The organism is Myroides phaeus (assembly GCF_009799805.1).
GTDB lineage: Bacteria > Bacteroidota > Bacteroidia > Flavobacteriales > Flavobacteriaceae > Flavobacterium > Flavobacterium phaeum_A.
Genome location: NZ_CP047050.1, coordinates 2,544,768 through 2,561,733 on the forward strand (window position 1 = coordinate 2,544,768; position 16,966 = coordinate 2,561,733).

Below are 16,966 nucleotides of genomic sequence, written 5' to 3' on the forward strand. Positions count from 1 at the left end.
ACAATGCAACAATTAGCACTCGTATCAGGAGGAAACGGACATTTAGGCAATAACCTAATAAGACTACTCTTATCAAAGGGAATCAAAGTAAGGACAACAGTTCGCAACGTAAACAATACGAAACCATTTGAGGGATTGGATTGTGAACTTGTCTATGCAGATTTGTTAGACAAGACATCCTTTGTCAAAGCATTAGAAGGAGTTGATGTGTTTTATGCGGTTGCTGCTAATTTTAAACTTTGGGCAAAGGACCCTCAGAAAGAAATTTACGACAACAACCTAATGGGTACGCGAAATGTGATTGAAGCGGCTTATGAGGCAGGAGTAAAGCGCATTGTTTACGTTAGCTCAATTGCGGCATTAAACTACGATCAAATGCCTACAAAAGAGGATAATGGGTACAACACAAATCGCTTAGATACTTATTACAACTCTAAAAATGATAGCGAAAAGCTCGCCTTTGACTTAGCCAAACAGTATGGTATTGCGCTAACAGCTGTTATGCCATCTGCTATGATTGGAAGCAAAGCCTTTGCGCCGATAAACACCTCCTATAACGTATTACTGACCATTTTAAAGAATCGCGTTCCTGTAGATACTGGAATTACGGTCAATTGGGTAGATGTAAAAGACGTTGCCGAAGGCTGTTGGCTTGCAGCAGAAAAAGGAAGAGCAGGGGAGCGCTATATCTTAGCAAATGAAAAGTGTTTATCCCTTACGCAAACAATACAAATAGCACAACAACTTTATCCGGAACTAAAACTGATAACACCGATGAAAGTGCCCAAGTCTGTATTATTAGCATCAGCTTGGCTATTGGAAATGCTCTCTAAAATTAGTGGCAAAGCACCGATGGTTACCCCAAAAGAGATTAAAATGTTTGCGGGACTACAACAAGATTTTGACATTACAAAAGCCAAAACAGAATTAGGGTTTAATCCTAAATCAGGTACACAGGCAGTTATAGAAGCCTTGGTGTACTTACAAGAGGAATATAATAAATAGCCCTTAAACAGATTTTAAACACCGTAGCTGACGCCCTCGCCACAATAGAAATACGAGCTATTTTTCGTATTTTTGAGCATTCAGACGGCTTTATTTTAAAGTAATTTGCAAATAACTATTTAACTACCAAATACATTATAAATAATGAAAGCACTTTTAGTTGTTGATTTACAATATGATTTCCTACCAGGCGGAAGTCTTGCTGTAGCAGATGGAGATAAGATTATTGATGTTATTAATGACATTCAACCCAACTTTGATTTGATAGTAGCAACACAAGATTGGCACCCTGCCAATCACAAAAGTTTTGCTGTACAACATCCTACTCATCAATTGTTTGACGTAATAGACTTAAATGGCATTCCTCAAGTATTGTGGCCAGAACATTGTGTTCAAGGTACAAAAGGAGCAGAATTTACTTCAGCATGGGACAACAATAAAGTGGCCGCTATCTTTAGAAAGGGAATGAATGTAGAAGTAGATTCGTACAGCGGTTTTTATGACAATAACAAATTGTCAAACACCGGATTATTAGGTTATTTAAAAGATAAAAACATAAGTGAATTATACATCTGTGGATTAGCCGCAGAGTTTTGTGTGTATTTCACGGCAAAAGATGCCAAAGAAGCGGGAATAGACACCTATTTCCTTGACTTTGCAACCAAACCAATCACAGCAGAAGGATTGGTACAAGCTAAAGCTACTATGCAAGAGCTTGGAATTAATATAATTGAAGATAAAAAAGACCTTTTTTAGAATGAAAAAATACAATAAACACAATTTTTTTAAACATACTTACTGTGAATGGAAAGAAATTTCTGATTCTTTTATAGCTGGTCGCGAGCCAAGTTATAAGAGCAAAGCGGGGAGTATGTATTACTTTGACGAAAACGGAGTAGCCAGATACGCAAACCACTGGGGTAGAGCAGCTAACTGCCGTTGGAAGTTGATTAGTACAGAGAAAAAAAACAATGTTTATTGCTTAGCTTATGCAACGTGGGACAGCTTCTTTCCCAACAATGAAAACGAAGCTTTATATGTAATTATCTATGATTCAGTAAAAAAAGATGTGACTTTTAAGCACAAAGGTTGTCTTAATAATGAAAACAATCTGCTAAGGACTGCAAATGATACTGCCAAGAGGATAACAAAACTCAAGGAAATAGTGGAATCAGACCAATGGTACAAGCATTTTGACTTCATTGACATAGAAGAAGCAAGAGCATATTTTATTGAAGGTTTAATCAATACCAATAAGGACTTTTTATTGCTTAAAAAAGAATTATTGTCACAAAATTAGTTAATCTAACAATTATTTTCAGTAAATTAGCACTCGTTACTTTTAAGTTTAAAACACAGATTAAAAACTAAACATTGAAATTTATGAAAAAAATTACTTTATTAGCAGCTTTATTAGTAGGTGGAATTTTAACTTCTAATGCGCAAAGCAAATTACCAGTAGAGACTCCAAAATTGTCTGAAAAAGTTGGAACAACTCCAATCAAAAAAGGAAACTGGTTAGTTGGTGCATCTGTTGGTTCTACAGGATATAGCTTCGAAAAAGAAAGCTTCAGTCTTGATGTTATGCCAAGAGCAGGGTACTTCGTGTCTGACGGAATTGCAATTGGTTTAGAAGTAGGTGGTGGAATTGAAACAGTAAAAGATGGAGATAACATCTGGAACTATAAATTTGCACCGTTTGTAAGATACTACTTCCCAGAAGGAGCAAGTGCTACAGGTAGATTCTTTGGACAAGGTGATGTTGGTGTAACTGGTTACTCAGCAACTGATAGCGATGTTTCTTTCGCATTTGGAATTGCAGGAGGTTATTCTCACTTTGTAAGTCGTAACGTTGCTTTAGAAGCTACACTTGGATACAACTACAGTAAATCTGACAAAGGAACAGTAGCTAAACAAAGTGGTTTAGGTGTTGCTGTTGGTTTCCAAATTTTCTTAGGGAAATAATTATTGAAATAAATAGAATACTATTATTAGAAAGCCCGACTTATGCAGTCGGGCTTTTTAGTTTTATAGCGCTACTATGTTTCTTGAAAAATTATATAAAATACAATAAACCTTTCTTAATCGTGGCATTCCATCATTAGCAAATCACCTTCTTCATAAGCGATTGTAACGAGTCCATCTGCCAAAACAGAATTACTACTTCCTGTACGATCACCCAAAACAAGAGATTCGTTCTTCAACGGATACAACAAGTTTTCAGTGATAATTCCATTTACAGTACCAATGGGAATTAAAGAGATAATAGTATCCTTTTCATACCATTTCTTAAACAATTTTGGCAAAGGATATATTCTTGAATAATCGTCAAACAACGTAATCTTAAGTTGATCCTTAAACTTTACAATATTCGTAATATTCGTAATTGTGTGATCAGCACGCTTACCCGTTGCCCAAATAACATTTGCAGCAGGAATACCGCGTTTGATCAAATATCTAAATGCTTTTTCTAAATCAGTTGACTCCTGATCCGCCACGTGTACAATCTCAATAGGGTATTGTTTTTCGCGATAAGCATCTGCATCAAACCCTCTATCAAAATCACCGATTAAAACATCTATCTTAATCCCTAATTCTATAACCCTCTCAATAGCAGAATCTAATACTACCACAAGAGGAGACCATTCTAATAGTTGATCCATTAAATTTCGGTCGCAGGCCTCTCCATTAGCAATGATTAAAGCAGGCTCTTGGTCGTCTCTGACGATATGATGTGATGACATTGTCTTAATTTTAAAAAGCAAATTAAAGTATAAAGGTTAACATTTACTCAAAAAAATAAAAAAAAATTCGCCAAACAACAGAATAACTTTATATTTGGATACTTAACATTAGATTTGAAAAAATGGCAAATTTATCACAAGAGCAGTGGTGGGAAAATGCGCAAGCAGACGCTAACGCTGTTATATTAGACGTTCGTACAGAAGAAGAAGTAGAAGAAAAATCAATTCCTGGAGCAATCAACATAGATATCTACCAAGGACAAGGATTCTTAGACGAGATCGAAAAATTAGACAAGACAAAAAGTTACTACGTTTACTGTAAATCAGGAGGAAGAAGTAACCAAGCTTGTTTATTAATGGGACAATTAGGTTTTGACAGCACTTTCAACCTTTTAGGAGGAATTACAGAGTGGGAAGGACCAATTAAATAAAGTATTAAAAGTCAACTTCGGTTGACTTTTTTTCTTTTTAGTTCTATTATCTTTTTTAAGTAGCATATACAATTTTGCCTTTGTATATTTGCTCGATCAAAGCATAAATAAACGTGTTTTACAGATTTCAATGCTTTAGTATTAGTAATTATGACAAAAATATATTTTATCGTTAATCCTATATCAGGAAAAGGCAAACACAATATTACATTAGATTACATCAAGCCTTTTTTTGATGAATCTCAATATGATATACACGTATCATTTTCTACTTATAAGAAGCACGCTATCGAATTAACACAACAAGCGATTGCTGCACAAGCAGATGTAATTGTGGCTTGTGGAGGAGATGGAACCATTCACGAAGTAGCAACAGAATTAGTTGGCACAAATATTGCATTTGGTGTTGTACCTGTTGGTTCTGGAAATGGGCTTGCCTCAAACCTTTCTATTCCTAAAGACATCGAACAAGCAATTAAGCGCGTTAGAGATGGTAAAATCTTTAGTATGGATGTAGGAAGTGTTAATGGTGAGTATTTCTTTAGTAATATGGGCTTCGGAATAGATGCAACTATTATTGATAAGTATGAAAAGTCAGGGAAACGCAAATTAGGTGCGTATATCAATGCTGCCTTAAACTCAGCACAAGAATACGTAGCAAAAAAAATGCTTGTTACCTATAATGGAGAGACAAAAGAAGTAAACCCATTATTACTGTTCATTTCAAATTCGAATGAAATGGGATACAGTATGTCGTTAACTCCAAAAGCGAGTTTGACAGATGGAAAATTAGATTATTTAATGGTTCCAAGAATTGGGCTATTAAAACAATTAACTTTTGGTTTGTACGTACTACTTAAAAAAACAGAAAAGTTTAGAAAGACAGATTACGTTCAAACAGATGTAATACAAGTAGAGATAGTAGACCAAGAAAAGAATGGTTTACAAATGGATGGAGAGTATTATGAATATGACACAAATAAATTTGAAATAAAAGTTTTACAAGGAGCACTGAAAGTCTTGTGTTAATAGGGTTTTTCTTACCATTTAAGGGTAAACTTTAGCCTATTATTTTCCTTTACTTATATAAAAAGTGTAACTTTGTAGAATTAAGTAAAACAACAAAAAAAGAAAAAAATATATTATGAATTCATTTGACGTAGTTGTAATTGGTTCTGGACCTGGAGGATATGTGTCTGCTATTCGTTGTGCACAATTAGGATTTAAAACAGCAATTGTAGAAAAGTATCCAACATTAGGAGGAACTTGTCTAAACGTAGGATGTATTCCATCAAAAGCATTATTATCTTCTTCTCACTTAGTAGAGGAGTTCGGACATTTTGCTGATCATGGAATCGAAGTTGCAGGAGACTTAAAAGTTGATTTAGCTAAGATGATCGAGCGCAAACAAGCGGTAGTAGATCAAACTTGTGCTGGTGTTAAGTTCTTAATGGACAAAAACAAAATCACTGTTTTTGAAGGAGTTGGAGCATTTGAAAATGCAACTACTATCAATGTAACTAAAAATGACGGATCTGTTGAAACAATCACTGCTAAAAACACGATTATTGCAACTGGATCTAAACCATCTACATTGCCATTTATCACTTTAGATAAAGAAAGAATCATCACTTCTACTGAAGCATTAAAATTACCTGAAGTACCTAAACACTTAATCATTATTGGTGGTGGAGTAATTGGTCTTGAATTAGGGCAAGTTTACTTAAGATTAGGAGCTCAAGTTTCTGTAGTTGAGTACGCTGACAGAATTTTACCAACTATGGATGGTGCTTTGTCAAAAGAATTACAAAAAGTATTGAAAAAACAAGGAATGAAATTCTACACTACTCACAAAGTTCAAGGTGTTGAGCGTGAAGGAGATGTAGTTAAAGTTTCTGCGTTAGATAAAAAAGGAGAATTAGTAACTTTAGAAGGTGACTACACTTTAGTAGCTGTAGGTCGTCGTCCTTATACTGATGGATTAAATGCTGAAAAAGCAGGAATCAAATTAACAGAAAGAGGACAAGTAGAAGTTAATGATCACTTACAAACTACTGCACCAAATGTTTATGCTATTGGTGACGTTATTCGTGGTGCTATGTTAGCTCACAAATCTGAAGAAGAAGGTGTGATGGTAGCTGAATTCTTAGCTGGTCAAAAACCACACATTAACTATAACTTAATTCCTGGTGTTATTTATACTTGGCCAGAGGTTGCTGCTGTTGGAAAAACAGAAGAGCAATTAAAAGCTGAAGGAGTAGAGTACAAAGCAGGAAGTTTCCCATTCAGAGCTTTAGGACGTGCAAGAGCAAGTGCTGACACTGATGGATTAGTGAAAATCTTAGCTGATAAAAACACTGACGAGATCTTAGGTATCCATATGATCGGAGCTCGTTGTGCTGATTTAATCGCTGAGGCTGTAGTAGCAATGGAGTACAGAGCATCTGCTGAAGATTTAGCAAGAATGTCTCACGCTCACCCAACTTTTGCAGAAGCTATTAAAGAAGCTGCATTAGCTGCAACTGACAACAGAGCAATTCACTCATAATTGTAAAAAATTATAGTCAATATAAAAAAGGTTTAAACTTAACGGTTTAAACCTTTTTTTATGTCCTTTAGTTTTAGTTATATTTGCATTAACAACTAATTAAGAAATTACAATGAAAAAGTCTATTCTATTCTTGGCCACATTAGCCTTAATAACTTCATGTTCAAGCAGTGATGATAATTCACCTTCAGATCCTATAAGCTCACAGCCATATAATCCATTAACAAGTTTAACAGAATTGGAAAATGGAAAATATCAATATGTAGGAAATGATATAGGTAATGGCAAAGTTGGGATAGTGAACCCTGCTTCGGGGACTTGTAAAGAGAATGATTTATTAATTGTTTATAAAACAGACCAAAAATTAGACAGTATAACTTATGCTAATTATAAAACTGTTTTAGGTAAAAAAAACGAAGTAAAATGTGAAAAGATTGGTGGAGAATATGATCGAGTATTAAGAAATAACAGATTAAACGCTACTGGAGTTTTAAGTACTCAAATGACTGAAGATGCCAAGATACCATTGACTGAAGAAGAAAAAAAAGAAAACCCAGGAAAAGAGTTTAAAGTTGAACGTAATCTTATTTATAAAGGGACAGTTGAAATAGGAAAGCAAGGAGGTTATTTAAGAATTGAAGATCATTTATCTGGATACAAACCAGGATCTCAAATAAAAGGGAAACCATATTTATACTTCAAAAAAATAAATGAATAAATACTATTATTATTATCCTCTAAATTTTGATAATGATAATAAAATATAAGTTTTCTTAATCATACAAAAGGTTTAAACTAAATAGTTTAAACCTTTTTTTATTGACAACATTTATATATATTAGCAATTAACAATCCCTTAACAATTGTACTATGAAAAAATATTTATTCTTAATCGCTTCTATAGCAGCAATAACTGCTTGCTCAAATAGTGACAATAGTGTTCCAGAAGATCCTATATCAAGTAAAGTATATACACCATTAAAAAGTATTGAAGATTTATCAGAAGGTAAGTATCAATATATAGGTAACGATCTTGGAAATGGGAAAGTTGGTATAGCTAAAAAAGCTTCGGGGACTTGTAAAGAGAGAGATTATATTTATATATATAAAAATACAAGTCAAAAAATTGACAGTATTTTATATTATAGCCATACTCCAGTTATTACTCAATTTAATGATTTAGAATGTCCGTTAGTAAATGATGTGCCTCGTGTATTAAGAATGAATAATTTTGTTGCTATAGGTGTTATAAAAACAAATATAACTGAAGATTACTATGAATTTTATGGAGCAGATGAAAATTCAGGTCCAATACAAGAATTAAGACGTAAAGGTATTTATTCTGGTAACTTAGAAATTGGTGAACAAGCTGGCTATTTAAGAATTGAAGATAGATTAAGTAACTTTAAATATGGGACACAGACAGCTTCAAAACCATATTTATACTTTAAAAAAATGTAGTACTTCAGAATTTAAATATTCTAAATACTAACATTCTATTAGCTAATTTATGTCTGATTTATTGTTAGATTTGTTTTTTAATCAAAGACAAAAAACAGCTAAATGATTTCATTTAATAAAGACACTAAGCAATTAGAAATAAATGACAACTATAAAGGTAGATTAACCTCTTCAAGGATAATGTCTACCTTTATTCTTGTTATGGGAATTGTAAGACTTACTACTGCCAATTGGAATACACCAAAAGAAATGGACTATGTGTTTACTGGTATTGTCGCTTATTTTTTATATGTAACAGTCAAAAATTTCTTATTAAAAACAGCAGATAATAAGATTGACAAAACTGCTATCAAGTATGTTAAACTACCTAAAGGGTTAGCTACAAAAGCAGTAATCAAATTAAACAATAAAAAATCAAGAGACGTTTTCGGTTTGAAAACAGCTGAACAACGCACTGCCTTTAAAAAAGTATTAACTGATGCTAAAATAAAAGTAACAAATTAGTATATGGCAGTAAAAAAGCACTATTGTGATTTTTGTAATGAATTGCCTGAAAGCACAGACAATCCAAACAAATACTACCACGATTACGAATATGGTTTCGAATTATCAGATGATACTGAATTATTTGAACGTTTAATCTTAGAAATAAATCAAGCAGGATTAAGTTGGAATACGATTCTACAAAAAAGAGCAAACTTTAAAAAAGCTTATGAAGAATTTGACATACCAACTGTTGCCAATTTTTCAGAAGAGAAAATAGCTACTCTTTTACAAGACAGCGGTATCATACGTAATCGTTTAAAGGTTAATGCTGCGATTTACAATGCACAGAAAATCATTGAATTACAACAAGAGTTTGGAAGTTTCAAAAATTGGTTAGATTTGCATATACAATACGATTTAGAACAATGGCTAAAATTATTTAAAAGACAATTCAAGTTTGTAGGTAAAGAAATTGTCAATGAATTTTTAATGAGTACAGGATATTTAGATGGAGCACATTTAGAGAACTGTCCTATATATAAAAATACAAAATTTCATAAAAAGCTTTAAAATAATATTGTTTTACTTAGATATAACAAGTAAATAAATAAAAAAGAAAAAAATTAACTCTCATCGTGATTTGCGATGAGGGTTTTTTGGTTAATATTGCAAGATAGTTTTAAAGAAAAACAAGATAATTAATGGGTAATTTATCTAAGCTAAGAACAGTAACGGTAACAAGATACATCACTCCTTTGAGAGAAGGAGGATCATTACCTGCCTTAGCAGAAGCAGATGATGATTTTAAATATGTACTTAAATTCAGAGGTGCCGGTCATGGGGTAAAAGCCCTAATTGCCGAGTTACTTGGAGGTTTAATTGCACAGAAATTAGGATTAAAAGTTCCTGAACTCGTATTCGCTGAGCTTGATGAAGCTTTTGGTAGAACAGAAGCAGATGAAGAGATTCAAGACTTACTTCAATTTAGTAAGGGATTAAACTTAGCTTTACACTTTTTATCAGGAGCATTAACTTATGATCCGGAAGCATTGACGATTGACCCAAAATTATCTTCTCAGATTGTATGGTTAGATGCATTTATAACAAATGTAGATAGAACATTTAGAAACACAAATATGCTAATTTGGCATAAAGAGTTATGGTTAATTGACCACGGAGCAGCTTTCTATTTTCATCATTCATTTACCAATTGGGAAAAAAGTGCTTTGACACCATTTTCATTTATAAAAGATCACGTTTTACTTCCACAAGCAAAAGAACTTGATGAAGTAGATACCGCTTTTAAACAACTTCTTACAGAAAAAGATCTGAAAGAAATAACAGATACAATTCCTACAGACTGGTTAGAGTGGGAAGACGTAGATTTAACTCCAGAAGAAATTAGAGAGGTATACTTTTTGTTCTTAAAAACAAGATTAGAAAATTCTCATTTATTCGTTAACGAAGCTAAAAAATTTCAAGATGCACGTATATGAGTATTCAATCATAAGATTTGTTCCTAAGGTAGAGCGAGAGGAGTTTATCAATATAGGCTTGCTTGTTTTTTCTAAATCAAAAAGAAAACTATTAGCAAAGTTTCATTTAGATGAAAAGAAGATAACTTGTTTTTCAAGTGAAATAGATTTTGAAATACTTCAGAAGCACGTGAAAGCTTTTGAAGCAATAGCTTTAGGGACATCAGCCAATAATCCCATCGCTACTCTTGAAGTAGACGAAAGATTTAGGTGGTTAACTGCAGTTAAGAGTTCGTGTATTCAGGCTTCGCGTCCTCATCCTGGGATGACAACGGATTTAGAAGTATTGTTTAAAAATCTTTATCAAGAATTAGTTTTATAAAATGCCACTATATTACTTAAAAGATAACATACAAAAGAAACTAACGTATGCCTTAATACGTTTACCTTTTGTCATTAGTTTTATAACCTTATTCATTTTAATTTATGACTTAGGGTTTAATACTTTAAACGATTACCACGCTCAGCTAAATTCTCTGTATAATATCTGTTTATCTATAGGGATGATAGCTATTGCTCGTAGATATTTTAGCAAAGATAACTATGAGAGTTTAGGTGTTAAGATATTCGACATATTTAGCGTTGTTCTATTCTTAATACTTATCATAGCGCGGTGGCAACCAGAACACACCAATAGATTCTTTGACAGTAGCGCTGTAATATTCTTCGGTGTATTCTTAATGGTTGTGCGGGAGTTCTCTATGCTTCAGCTTAACCTTAAGCAAACAAGAATGAATCCAGCGCAATTATTTATAGTCAGTTTTTTACTGATTATTTTTATTGGAGCGTTTATGCTATCTTTTCCAAAGGCAACAGTTACACCAGGTAGTTTACGATATATAGACGCCTTATTTACAGCGACAAGTGCTGTTTGTGTAACAGGATTATCAACCGTGGATATCGGAAGTCAATTTACTATATTTGGAAAAACAGTAATGATCTTCTTGATGGAATGTGGGGGATTGGGAATTATGACTATTGCGAGTTACTTTAGTTATTTCTTCCGGGGAAAAGCATCGTATGGAAATCAATTAGTGCTGAAAGATATGTCTTATATAGACAAATTGGGAGATGTATTTGCTACCTTAAAACGCATTATCATTATCTCAGGTATTATTCAGTTCATTGGTATGGTGGGAATTTTTATCAGTATTCGTCACCAAGAATTTACATCAATCTATCAACGTATATTTTTCTCTATATTTCACGCTGTATCAGCTTTCTGTAATGCTGGATTCTCTACTTTACCTGAAAACCTTTACACCTTAGAATATAGATTTAATTACCCTTTACACTTAATTATTGCAGGATTGTTTATTATGGGAGGACTTGGTTTTCCTATTGTTTTCAATGTTTACAAATACATTAAGCACCTTATAATAAACAGACTTCTTCCTTTTAGTATGAAGGAAGCAAGTACTTACTTACCAAGGGTAATTAACTTAAGTACACGTATTATTTTAATTACAACCATTGCATTAATTGTAGGTGGTACATTCTTAGTTTATGTCTTAGAGTACAACAATACTTTAGCCGAACACGAAGGAGTTGGAAAGTTAGTTACTGCATTTTTTACTGCAACAACGCCACGTACTGCTGGTTTTGCTACGGTAGATAATAATATTTTTAGTGTATCTACCTTTCTACTAATCATCTTTTTAATGTGGATTGGAGCATCGCCAATATCAACTGGTGGGGGTATTAAAACGAGTACATTTGCCATTGCAGTACTGAATATTTGGACTTTGATGAAAGGTAAATCACGTATTGAAGTATATAGACGAGAAGTAGACGAACTATCTGTTCAACGTGCCTTTGCCATTATTATACTATCTTTATTTGTAATTGGTATTGCCATATTTGCGCTTTCCTTTTTTGAGCCAAAGATAGATTTGATAAAACTGGCGTATGAAGCTTTTTCAGCTTATAGTACATCAGGATTAAGTACAGGAATTACAGCTAAATTAACTGACCCAAGTAAGGTAACGTTAATCATGCTTATGTTTATAGGACGTGTGAGTATGCTTACTATCTTAATTGCAATTAGCAAAAAAGAGACTTTAGTAAACTACAGATATCCTACAGAAGAAATATTGATAAATTAAGACATTTAGAGAATGAAATATATAATTATTGGTTTAGGAAACTTTGGTGCTTCATTGGCAAAAAAATTGACAGAGCAAGGGAATGAAGTTATCGGTGTAGATAAAAGCATGGCACGTGTAGATGCTAATAAAGATATGATCTCACATACTATTTGTCTTGATTCAACAGATCAATATATGATGTCGGGATTACCGTTAGCAAATACGGATATTGTTATTGTAGCCATTGGTGAAGACCAAGGAGCAAATATTATGACTACGGCTGTATTAAAGAACCTAAATGTAAAGCGTTTGATTAGTCGAGCAATTACCCCTTTACACGAAAACGTATTACAAGCGATAGGAGTAGATGAGATTGTTCACCCAGAAGAAGAAACAGCTGAGCGTTGGGCTAAAAAACTGTGTATAAAAGGAGTAGTGGACTCATACGAAATTAACGGAAGATACAGTATCGTTGAAATCACTGTATCAGAACGTTTTGCAGGTAAAACATTAGGAGAGATTGGTTTTAGAACAAACTATAACTTAGTTGTACTAACAACTTTAAAAATTAGAGAAGAGACAAACTTCTTAGGTTTATCTAAAAAAATACACGAAGTACAAGGAATAGCATCTTACGAGACCGTTTTAAACAAAGGAGACATTATGGTAATCTATGGTGACAATAAGGATATTAAAAAGATTTTAGCATCTTAAATATGGTAATAAAGCAAAAACAAGAAATAGAAAACCTTTTATCCTTTCCGGATAAAGGGTTTACTATGCCTGCATTATTTATAGGGCATGGTTCTCCTATGAACGCCATTGAAGAAAATGAGTTTTCTCTTTATTGGAAAAAATTAGGTAAACAATTACCTAAACCGGAAGCTATTCTTGTTATATCTGCACATTGGTTAACTCAAGGAACGCACATAACCTCTAATACCACCTTGGAAACAATACACGATTTTAGAGGTTTTCCTCAAGAACTTTTTAATGTAGAATACGATGTATTGGGGTCACCAGCATTAGCCAAAGACATTGTTACATCTTCAGTTGATATACACGAAAACCTTGATTGGGGATTAGACCACGGGGCTTGGTCAATACTTGTACACCTATTTCCAGAGGCAAATATTCCGGTAATACAGTTGAGCATAGATTACTACAAAGAAGCAAACTATCACTTTGAAATAGGTAAGCAATTACAACGACTTCGCAATAAAGGTGTTTTAATAATTGGAAGTGGAAATATAGTTCATAATTTATCAGCTATAGACTGGCACAAAATGCACGAAGATAATTATGGCTTTGATTGGGCAATAGAAAGTAATGAGTTAATTAAAGAAACTGTTTATTCAAGACAATTTTCTAATTTGCTTAGCTATGATAAGCTTGGCGTTGCTGTACAGTCTGCTATACCAACACCTGATCACTACTTTCCACTATTATATGTTTTAGGCGTAGTTACTAAAAAAGATGAAGTAACTACATTCAATGATAAATATGTGGGAGGCTCTTTGAGTATGACATCCTTTTTATTTAATTCTTAAGATAAATAGAGTTCCATTTCAACCTGCTCTTGGTATGACTCAGCACCGATTGAGCGAAAGAAAGAATGAATTCCAAAGTTTTGGCCATCTATATTAGTTACATAAAAAGAAACATTATTTCCAAAAACTTCATGCATCATAAATGAGGCAATTCCCTTACGTCTATAGGTATCTTTGACCCAAATTTGCAATAATCTTTTTTCAATTGGATTATAAATAATGTAGCCTATAGTTGTTTTATCAAGCATTACTTTTTTACGCATAACAACGCGGTCATTATTATTAATACAAAACTCATTATTTTGCCACGTAGGTATTAAATCCTTTTCTATATAAGACACTAAATATTCGTAATAAGGTAAGTCTCCCATTGTTAAAGCATTGTGTAAATTATCTTTAACTTTGATCCTTGTTCTCCCTTTAAGAGATTCCACGGTTCTCCATTTTTTAAAACCTATCTTTCTATAAGTACGCATAGCAGATTCGTTAGAAGAATCAACTTCTAAACTTACTTTATCCATTTGAAAACTTTTAAAAAGGGGTATAGCATAATCATACATCTTAGCGGTAAGATTATTTCCTCTAAAATCACTCAATACACCTGTACCTGCGTTATAAAGTTTCTTATTGTTCTTAGCGTGTAGAATAAAACCAACTAATTTCTTTTGATGATAAGCTCCTACAGATAAACTTAAATCAATGCCCTCTGTTTTAATTTTTTCACCCAACTGATCTTTAGTTAAAGTAGTTGGAACAAAGAATTCTGAAGTAGCATTATTAAATACTTCTAAAAACTCTTCTTTCTTTACATTTTTTAAAAACTTAAATTGAAAACTGCTACTCATAGATTTCTTTAATCAAATTATTAATTAAAAAGCTTGTTTTATTTACTTTAGAATGGTGTGCATTGATACCGCACCATAATGAGCTAAAGTTATAAATATTTTTTCTCTTTGCAAATTTTCTTACATTTTCTGTTAAAACATTCTGAATAGGGAAATTTGGCACAGAAACCTTACTTTTTCCCATTAATATCACAAAATCATTAGCAATTCCTCGAGCCCACTTCCCGGAAAAAGCTTTTGTTAGAACTGTTTTAACAGGTTGACCTTGACTTAAAAGCTCTTTTTGGTAAGACAAAGCTAAACTTTCTTCAGCAGTGATAAAATATGAGCCATAACTAATAAAGTCAGCACCTGCTTTTAAATAAGCTGCACCAACATCACCATTATACAATCCACCTGCAACAATAAGTTTACTTTTTATTCCTGCTTCTTTAACTTGGAGAAATAAATCGTTCAGAGATAAATTCAAATGTATATCATCACTTAAAAAACTTCCTCTATGTCCGCCAGCCTCAATACCCTGTAAAACAATTGCATCAATCTTCTTTTGCTCTAAATAAACGGCTTCATCAAGCGTTGTTGCTGTTCCTATTAAATTTACGCCTTTTTGATGTAACATAAAAATTTCTTCCTCTGTAAAACATCCAAATGTAAAAGCAATGTGTTTAATATTATGCTTTAGTACAAGTGCTAATAACTCACTGTAAGAAGGTTGTTCAACGTTATCTCTATAATCATACGCATAGCCGATAGTGGAACACAATTCACTTAGAACATCTTGCATTGCATCCATTTCATCCTTATTAATAGTAACAATAGGATGTAAGAATAGATTAACAATAAAAGGGCAGTTGGTCAATGACTTGGTTTTTAAGATCAACTCTTCGCAAATAGCAATAGGCAATCTACCCAGAGAAAGAGTGCCTATTGCACCTGCATTACACACAGCAGCTACCATCTCAGGAGAAGTAACGCCAAGCATAGGTGCTTGAATTATGGGATATTTTATATTAAATATAGACGATGTTTGTTCCATATCAATAGTTTACAATTCAATATCGCCCACAGGATAATCGCCAAAGTGGTGAGATAAACTAATTGTCTTATATGTAGTTCTCGAGTATTTGTTTGAGAAAAGAATAATACACGTATTGTCTTTAGCTAAACGAATATATGACGAAGTGTTTCCACGCCACCATCCATTGTGATAAGTATAAAACTGACCATTTTGCATTTCTATTAGGCGAATACCTAATCCGTAATTTCTTATACCTGGATTTTCAAAACTATATCCTTGATAAATTTGATCCTTTACTTTTTTACTTAAAAACTCGTCAGAGTACATAGCCGTATCAAACTTTAAGAAATCACGGGGAGTAGTAAAGATATTTTTATCCCCATACGTACCATCCATATAATCCCAATCCATCAATCGCATCTTACTTGTAAAGGATTGTGATACCTTGTTTTTATTACTAATATCATCAAACACAAAACTATGCGTCATACCAAGTGGTTCAAAGATCAACTCTGCCACTGCCTTTTTAAAAGGTTTTTGTGTTACTCTCTCAACAATTTCTGCTAATACAACATAGTTAGTATTACTGTATGCAAAGCGAGTATTGGGTTTAAAGTCTAACGCTACCGTCTGTTCTTCAATTACCTTGATAACATCGCTATTGCTAATCGTTTTAGTTCTGTCCCATACATTGTCGTAGTATCCATAATAACGCAATCCGCTGCGATGACTCAACAAAGTGCGCACGGTAATCTCTTTATAAGGGAAACGAGGAATAATCTCGGAAACACTCTGATCTAAACTAATTTTGCCTTGATCTACTAATCTCAACACAGTAGTAGCCGTAATTACTTTTCCGACAGAAGCAACGTGGAGGGGAGTATCACTTGTAATCTTCTTTTTACCAGTACGGTCATAAACTCCAGAATAGTCTTCATAGATAATCTTTCCGTTCTTAGCAACAAGAAAACTTCCGGTGTAATCACCCGTTTTAATATTATTGTGATAAAATTCTTCTACTTCCTTTCTTTGTTTTTCAATATAACTACTTGAGAGTTCTTCAAACTCTACAGTATAAGGGTTTTCGACAAGTATATTATGCTCTTTATTAATTGCCGTATTAATCGCTAAATCCTTTGATTTATTAGAATTATTACACGCACAAAAACAAAGCGCGGTTAGTACTGATATTGTTAGTTTGTTTGTTTTAATCATCATTATTGTAAATACAAAGCCAGTTGCCCTTTTACAGGCAA

20 protein-coding genes are annotated in these 16,966 nt (G+C 33.2%); 16 read left to right on the top strand and 4 right to left on the bottom strand.

Annotated features, from left to right (window positions below):
- The first annotated feature begins 3 nt into the window (after positions 1-3).
- The 4 genes from GQS07_RS11400 to GQS07_RS11415 all read left to right on the top strand — a co-directional run bounded on the left by GQS07_RS11400 (position 4) and on the right by GQS07_RS11415 (position 2,970).
- Positions 4-1,005 (top strand): NAD-dependent epimerase/dehydratase family protein, encoded by a 1,002-nt coding sequence (locus GQS07_RS11400; RefSeq protein ID WP_158210918.1) that lies wholly within the window; start codon positions 4-6, stop codon positions 1,003-1,005.
- 144 nt (positions 1,006-1,149) lie between these two features.
- Entirely contained in the window at positions 1,150-1,761 is a 612-nt protein-coding gene (pncA, locus tag GQS07_RS11405; RefSeq protein ID WP_158210919.1) for a bifunctional nicotinamidase/pyrazinamidase, read from the top strand.
- 1 nt (position 1,762) lies between these two features.
- On the top strand, positions 1,763-2,305 hold the full coding sequence (locus GQS07_RS11410; protein WP_158210920.1) for a hypothetical protein: 543 nt from the start codon (positions 1,763-1,765) through the stop codon (positions 2,303-2,305).
- An 83-nt stretch (positions 2,306-2,388) separates the two neighbouring features.
- A complete protein-coding gene (locus tag GQS07_RS11415) occupies positions 2,389-2,970 on the top strand; it encodes a hypothetical protein (RefSeq protein ID WP_158210921.1) in 582 nt (193 codons plus the stop codon).
- Between the two features lie 116 nt (positions 2,971-3,086).
- Here GQS07_RS11415 and GQS07_RS11420 read toward each other — a convergent pair whose 3' ends face one another.
- Positions 3,087-3,749, bottom strand: a complete 663-nt coding sequence (locus GQS07_RS11420; RefSeq protein WP_158210922.1) for a thiamine diphosphokinase — start codon at positions 3,747-3,749, stop codon at positions 3,087-3,089.
- Positions 3,750-3,871: 122 nt separating this feature from the next.
- On the opposite strand from GQS07_RS11420, the gene GQS07_RS11425 reads away from it, so the two are divergent.
- From GQS07_RS11425 to ygiD, 12 genes are all read left to right on the top strand, one after another.
- Positions 3,872-4,180 (top strand): rhodanese-like domain-containing protein, encoded by a 309-nt coding sequence (locus GQS07_RS11425; protein WP_090409777.1) that lies wholly within the window; start codon positions 3,872-3,874, stop codon positions 4,178-4,180.
- 150 nt (positions 4,181-4,330) lie between these two features.
- On the top strand, positions 4,331-5,209 hold the full coding sequence (locus GQS07_RS11430) for a diacylglycerol/lipid kinase family protein (RefSeq protein WP_158210923.1): 879 nt from the start codon (positions 4,331-4,333) through the stop codon (positions 5,207-5,209).
- A 115-nt stretch (positions 5,210-5,324) separates the two neighbouring features.
- On the top strand, positions 5,325-6,728 hold the full coding sequence (gene lpdA, locus GQS07_RS11435) for a dihydrolipoyl dehydrogenase (RefSeq protein ID WP_158210924.1): 1,404 nt from the start codon (positions 5,325-5,327) through the stop codon (positions 6,726-6,728).
- A 112-nt stretch (positions 6,729-6,840) separates the two neighbouring features.
- On the top strand, positions 6,841-7,446 hold the full coding sequence (locus GQS07_RS11440) for a hypothetical protein (RefSeq protein WP_158210925.1): 606 nt from the start codon (positions 6,841-6,843) through the stop codon (positions 7,444-7,446).
- Positions 7,447-7,598: 152 nt separating this feature from the next.
- Positions 7,599-8,189, top strand: a complete 591-nt coding sequence (locus GQS07_RS11445) for a hypothetical protein (RefSeq protein ID WP_158210926.1) — start codon at positions 7,599-7,601, stop codon at positions 8,187-8,189.
- Between the two features lie 102 nt (positions 8,190-8,291).
- Positions 8,292-8,693: a hypothetical protein gene (locus tag GQS07_RS11450; RefSeq protein WP_158210927.1), complete on the top strand. Its 402-nt coding sequence runs from the start codon at positions 8,292-8,294 to the stop codon at positions 8,691-8,693.
- Between the two features lie 3 nt (positions 8,694-8,696).
- Positions 8,697-9,245: a DNA-3-methyladenine glycosylase I gene (locus GQS07_RS11455; protein WP_158210928.1), complete on the top strand. Its 549-nt coding sequence runs from the start codon at positions 8,697-8,699 to the stop codon at positions 9,243-9,245.
- A 131-nt stretch (positions 9,246-9,376) separates the two neighbouring features.
- The gene (locus GQS07_RS11460; RefSeq protein ID WP_158210929.1) at positions 9,377-10,171 is read left to right on the top strand and encodes a HipA family kinase; all 795 of its coding nucleotides are present in this window, start codon (positions 9,377-9,379) and stop codon (positions 10,169-10,171) included.
- Positions 10,158-10,532 carry a DUF3037 domain-containing protein gene (locus GQS07_RS11465; RefSeq protein WP_158210930.1) on the top strand — a complete coding sequence of 125 codons (375 nt, stop codon included), beginning with the start codon at positions 10,158-10,160 and terminating at the stop codon, positions 10,530-10,532. Before GQS07_RS11460 ends, GQS07_RS11465 begins: the two co-directional genes overlap by 14 nt.
- Position 10,533: 1 nt before the next feature.
- Positions 10,534-12,315: a TrkH family potassium uptake protein gene (locus GQS07_RS11470; protein ID WP_158210931.1), complete on the top strand. Its 1,782-nt coding sequence runs from the start codon at positions 10,534-10,536 to the stop codon at positions 12,313-12,315.
- Positions 12,316-12,327: 12 nt separating this feature from the next.
- On the top strand, positions 12,328-13,011 hold the full coding sequence (locus GQS07_RS11475; protein WP_158210932.1) for a potassium channel family protein: 684 nt from the start codon (positions 12,328-12,330) through the stop codon (positions 13,009-13,011).
- A 2-nt stretch (positions 13,012-13,013) separates the two neighbouring features.
- Positions 13,014-13,847 carry a 4,5-DOPA dioxygenase extradiol gene (ygiD, locus tag GQS07_RS11480; protein WP_158210933.1) on the top strand — a complete coding sequence of 278 codons (834 nt, stop codon included), beginning with the start codon at positions 13,014-13,016 and terminating at the stop codon, positions 13,845-13,847.
- On the opposite strand, the gene GQS07_RS11485 is transcribed toward ygiD, so the two are convergent.
- From GQS07_RS11485 to GQS07_RS11495, 3 genes are read right to left on the bottom strand one after another with little or no spacing between them, the layout of a single operon-like run.
- Positions 13,844-14,692, bottom strand: coding sequence for a GNAT family N-acetyltransferase (locus GQS07_RS11485; protein WP_158210934.1), 849 nt, complete (start codon positions 14,690-14,692; stop codon positions 13,844-13,846). The two genes, ygiD and GQS07_RS11485, sit on opposite strands and share 4 nt — an antisense overlap.
- Positions 14,685-15,728, bottom strand: a complete 1,044-nt coding sequence (locus tag GQS07_RS11490) for an NAD(P)H-dependent flavin oxidoreductase (protein WP_158210935.1) — start codon at positions 15,726-15,728, stop codon at positions 14,685-14,687. The genes GQS07_RS11485 and GQS07_RS11490 overlap by 8 nt, the downstream gene beginning before the upstream one ends.
- 9 nt (positions 15,729-15,737) lie before the next feature.
- A complete protein-coding gene (locus GQS07_RS11495; protein WP_233269271.1) occupies positions 15,738-16,928 on the bottom strand; it encodes a serine hydrolase domain-containing protein in 1,191 nt (396 codons plus the stop codon).
- Positions 16,929-16,966: the final 38 nt, after the last annotated feature.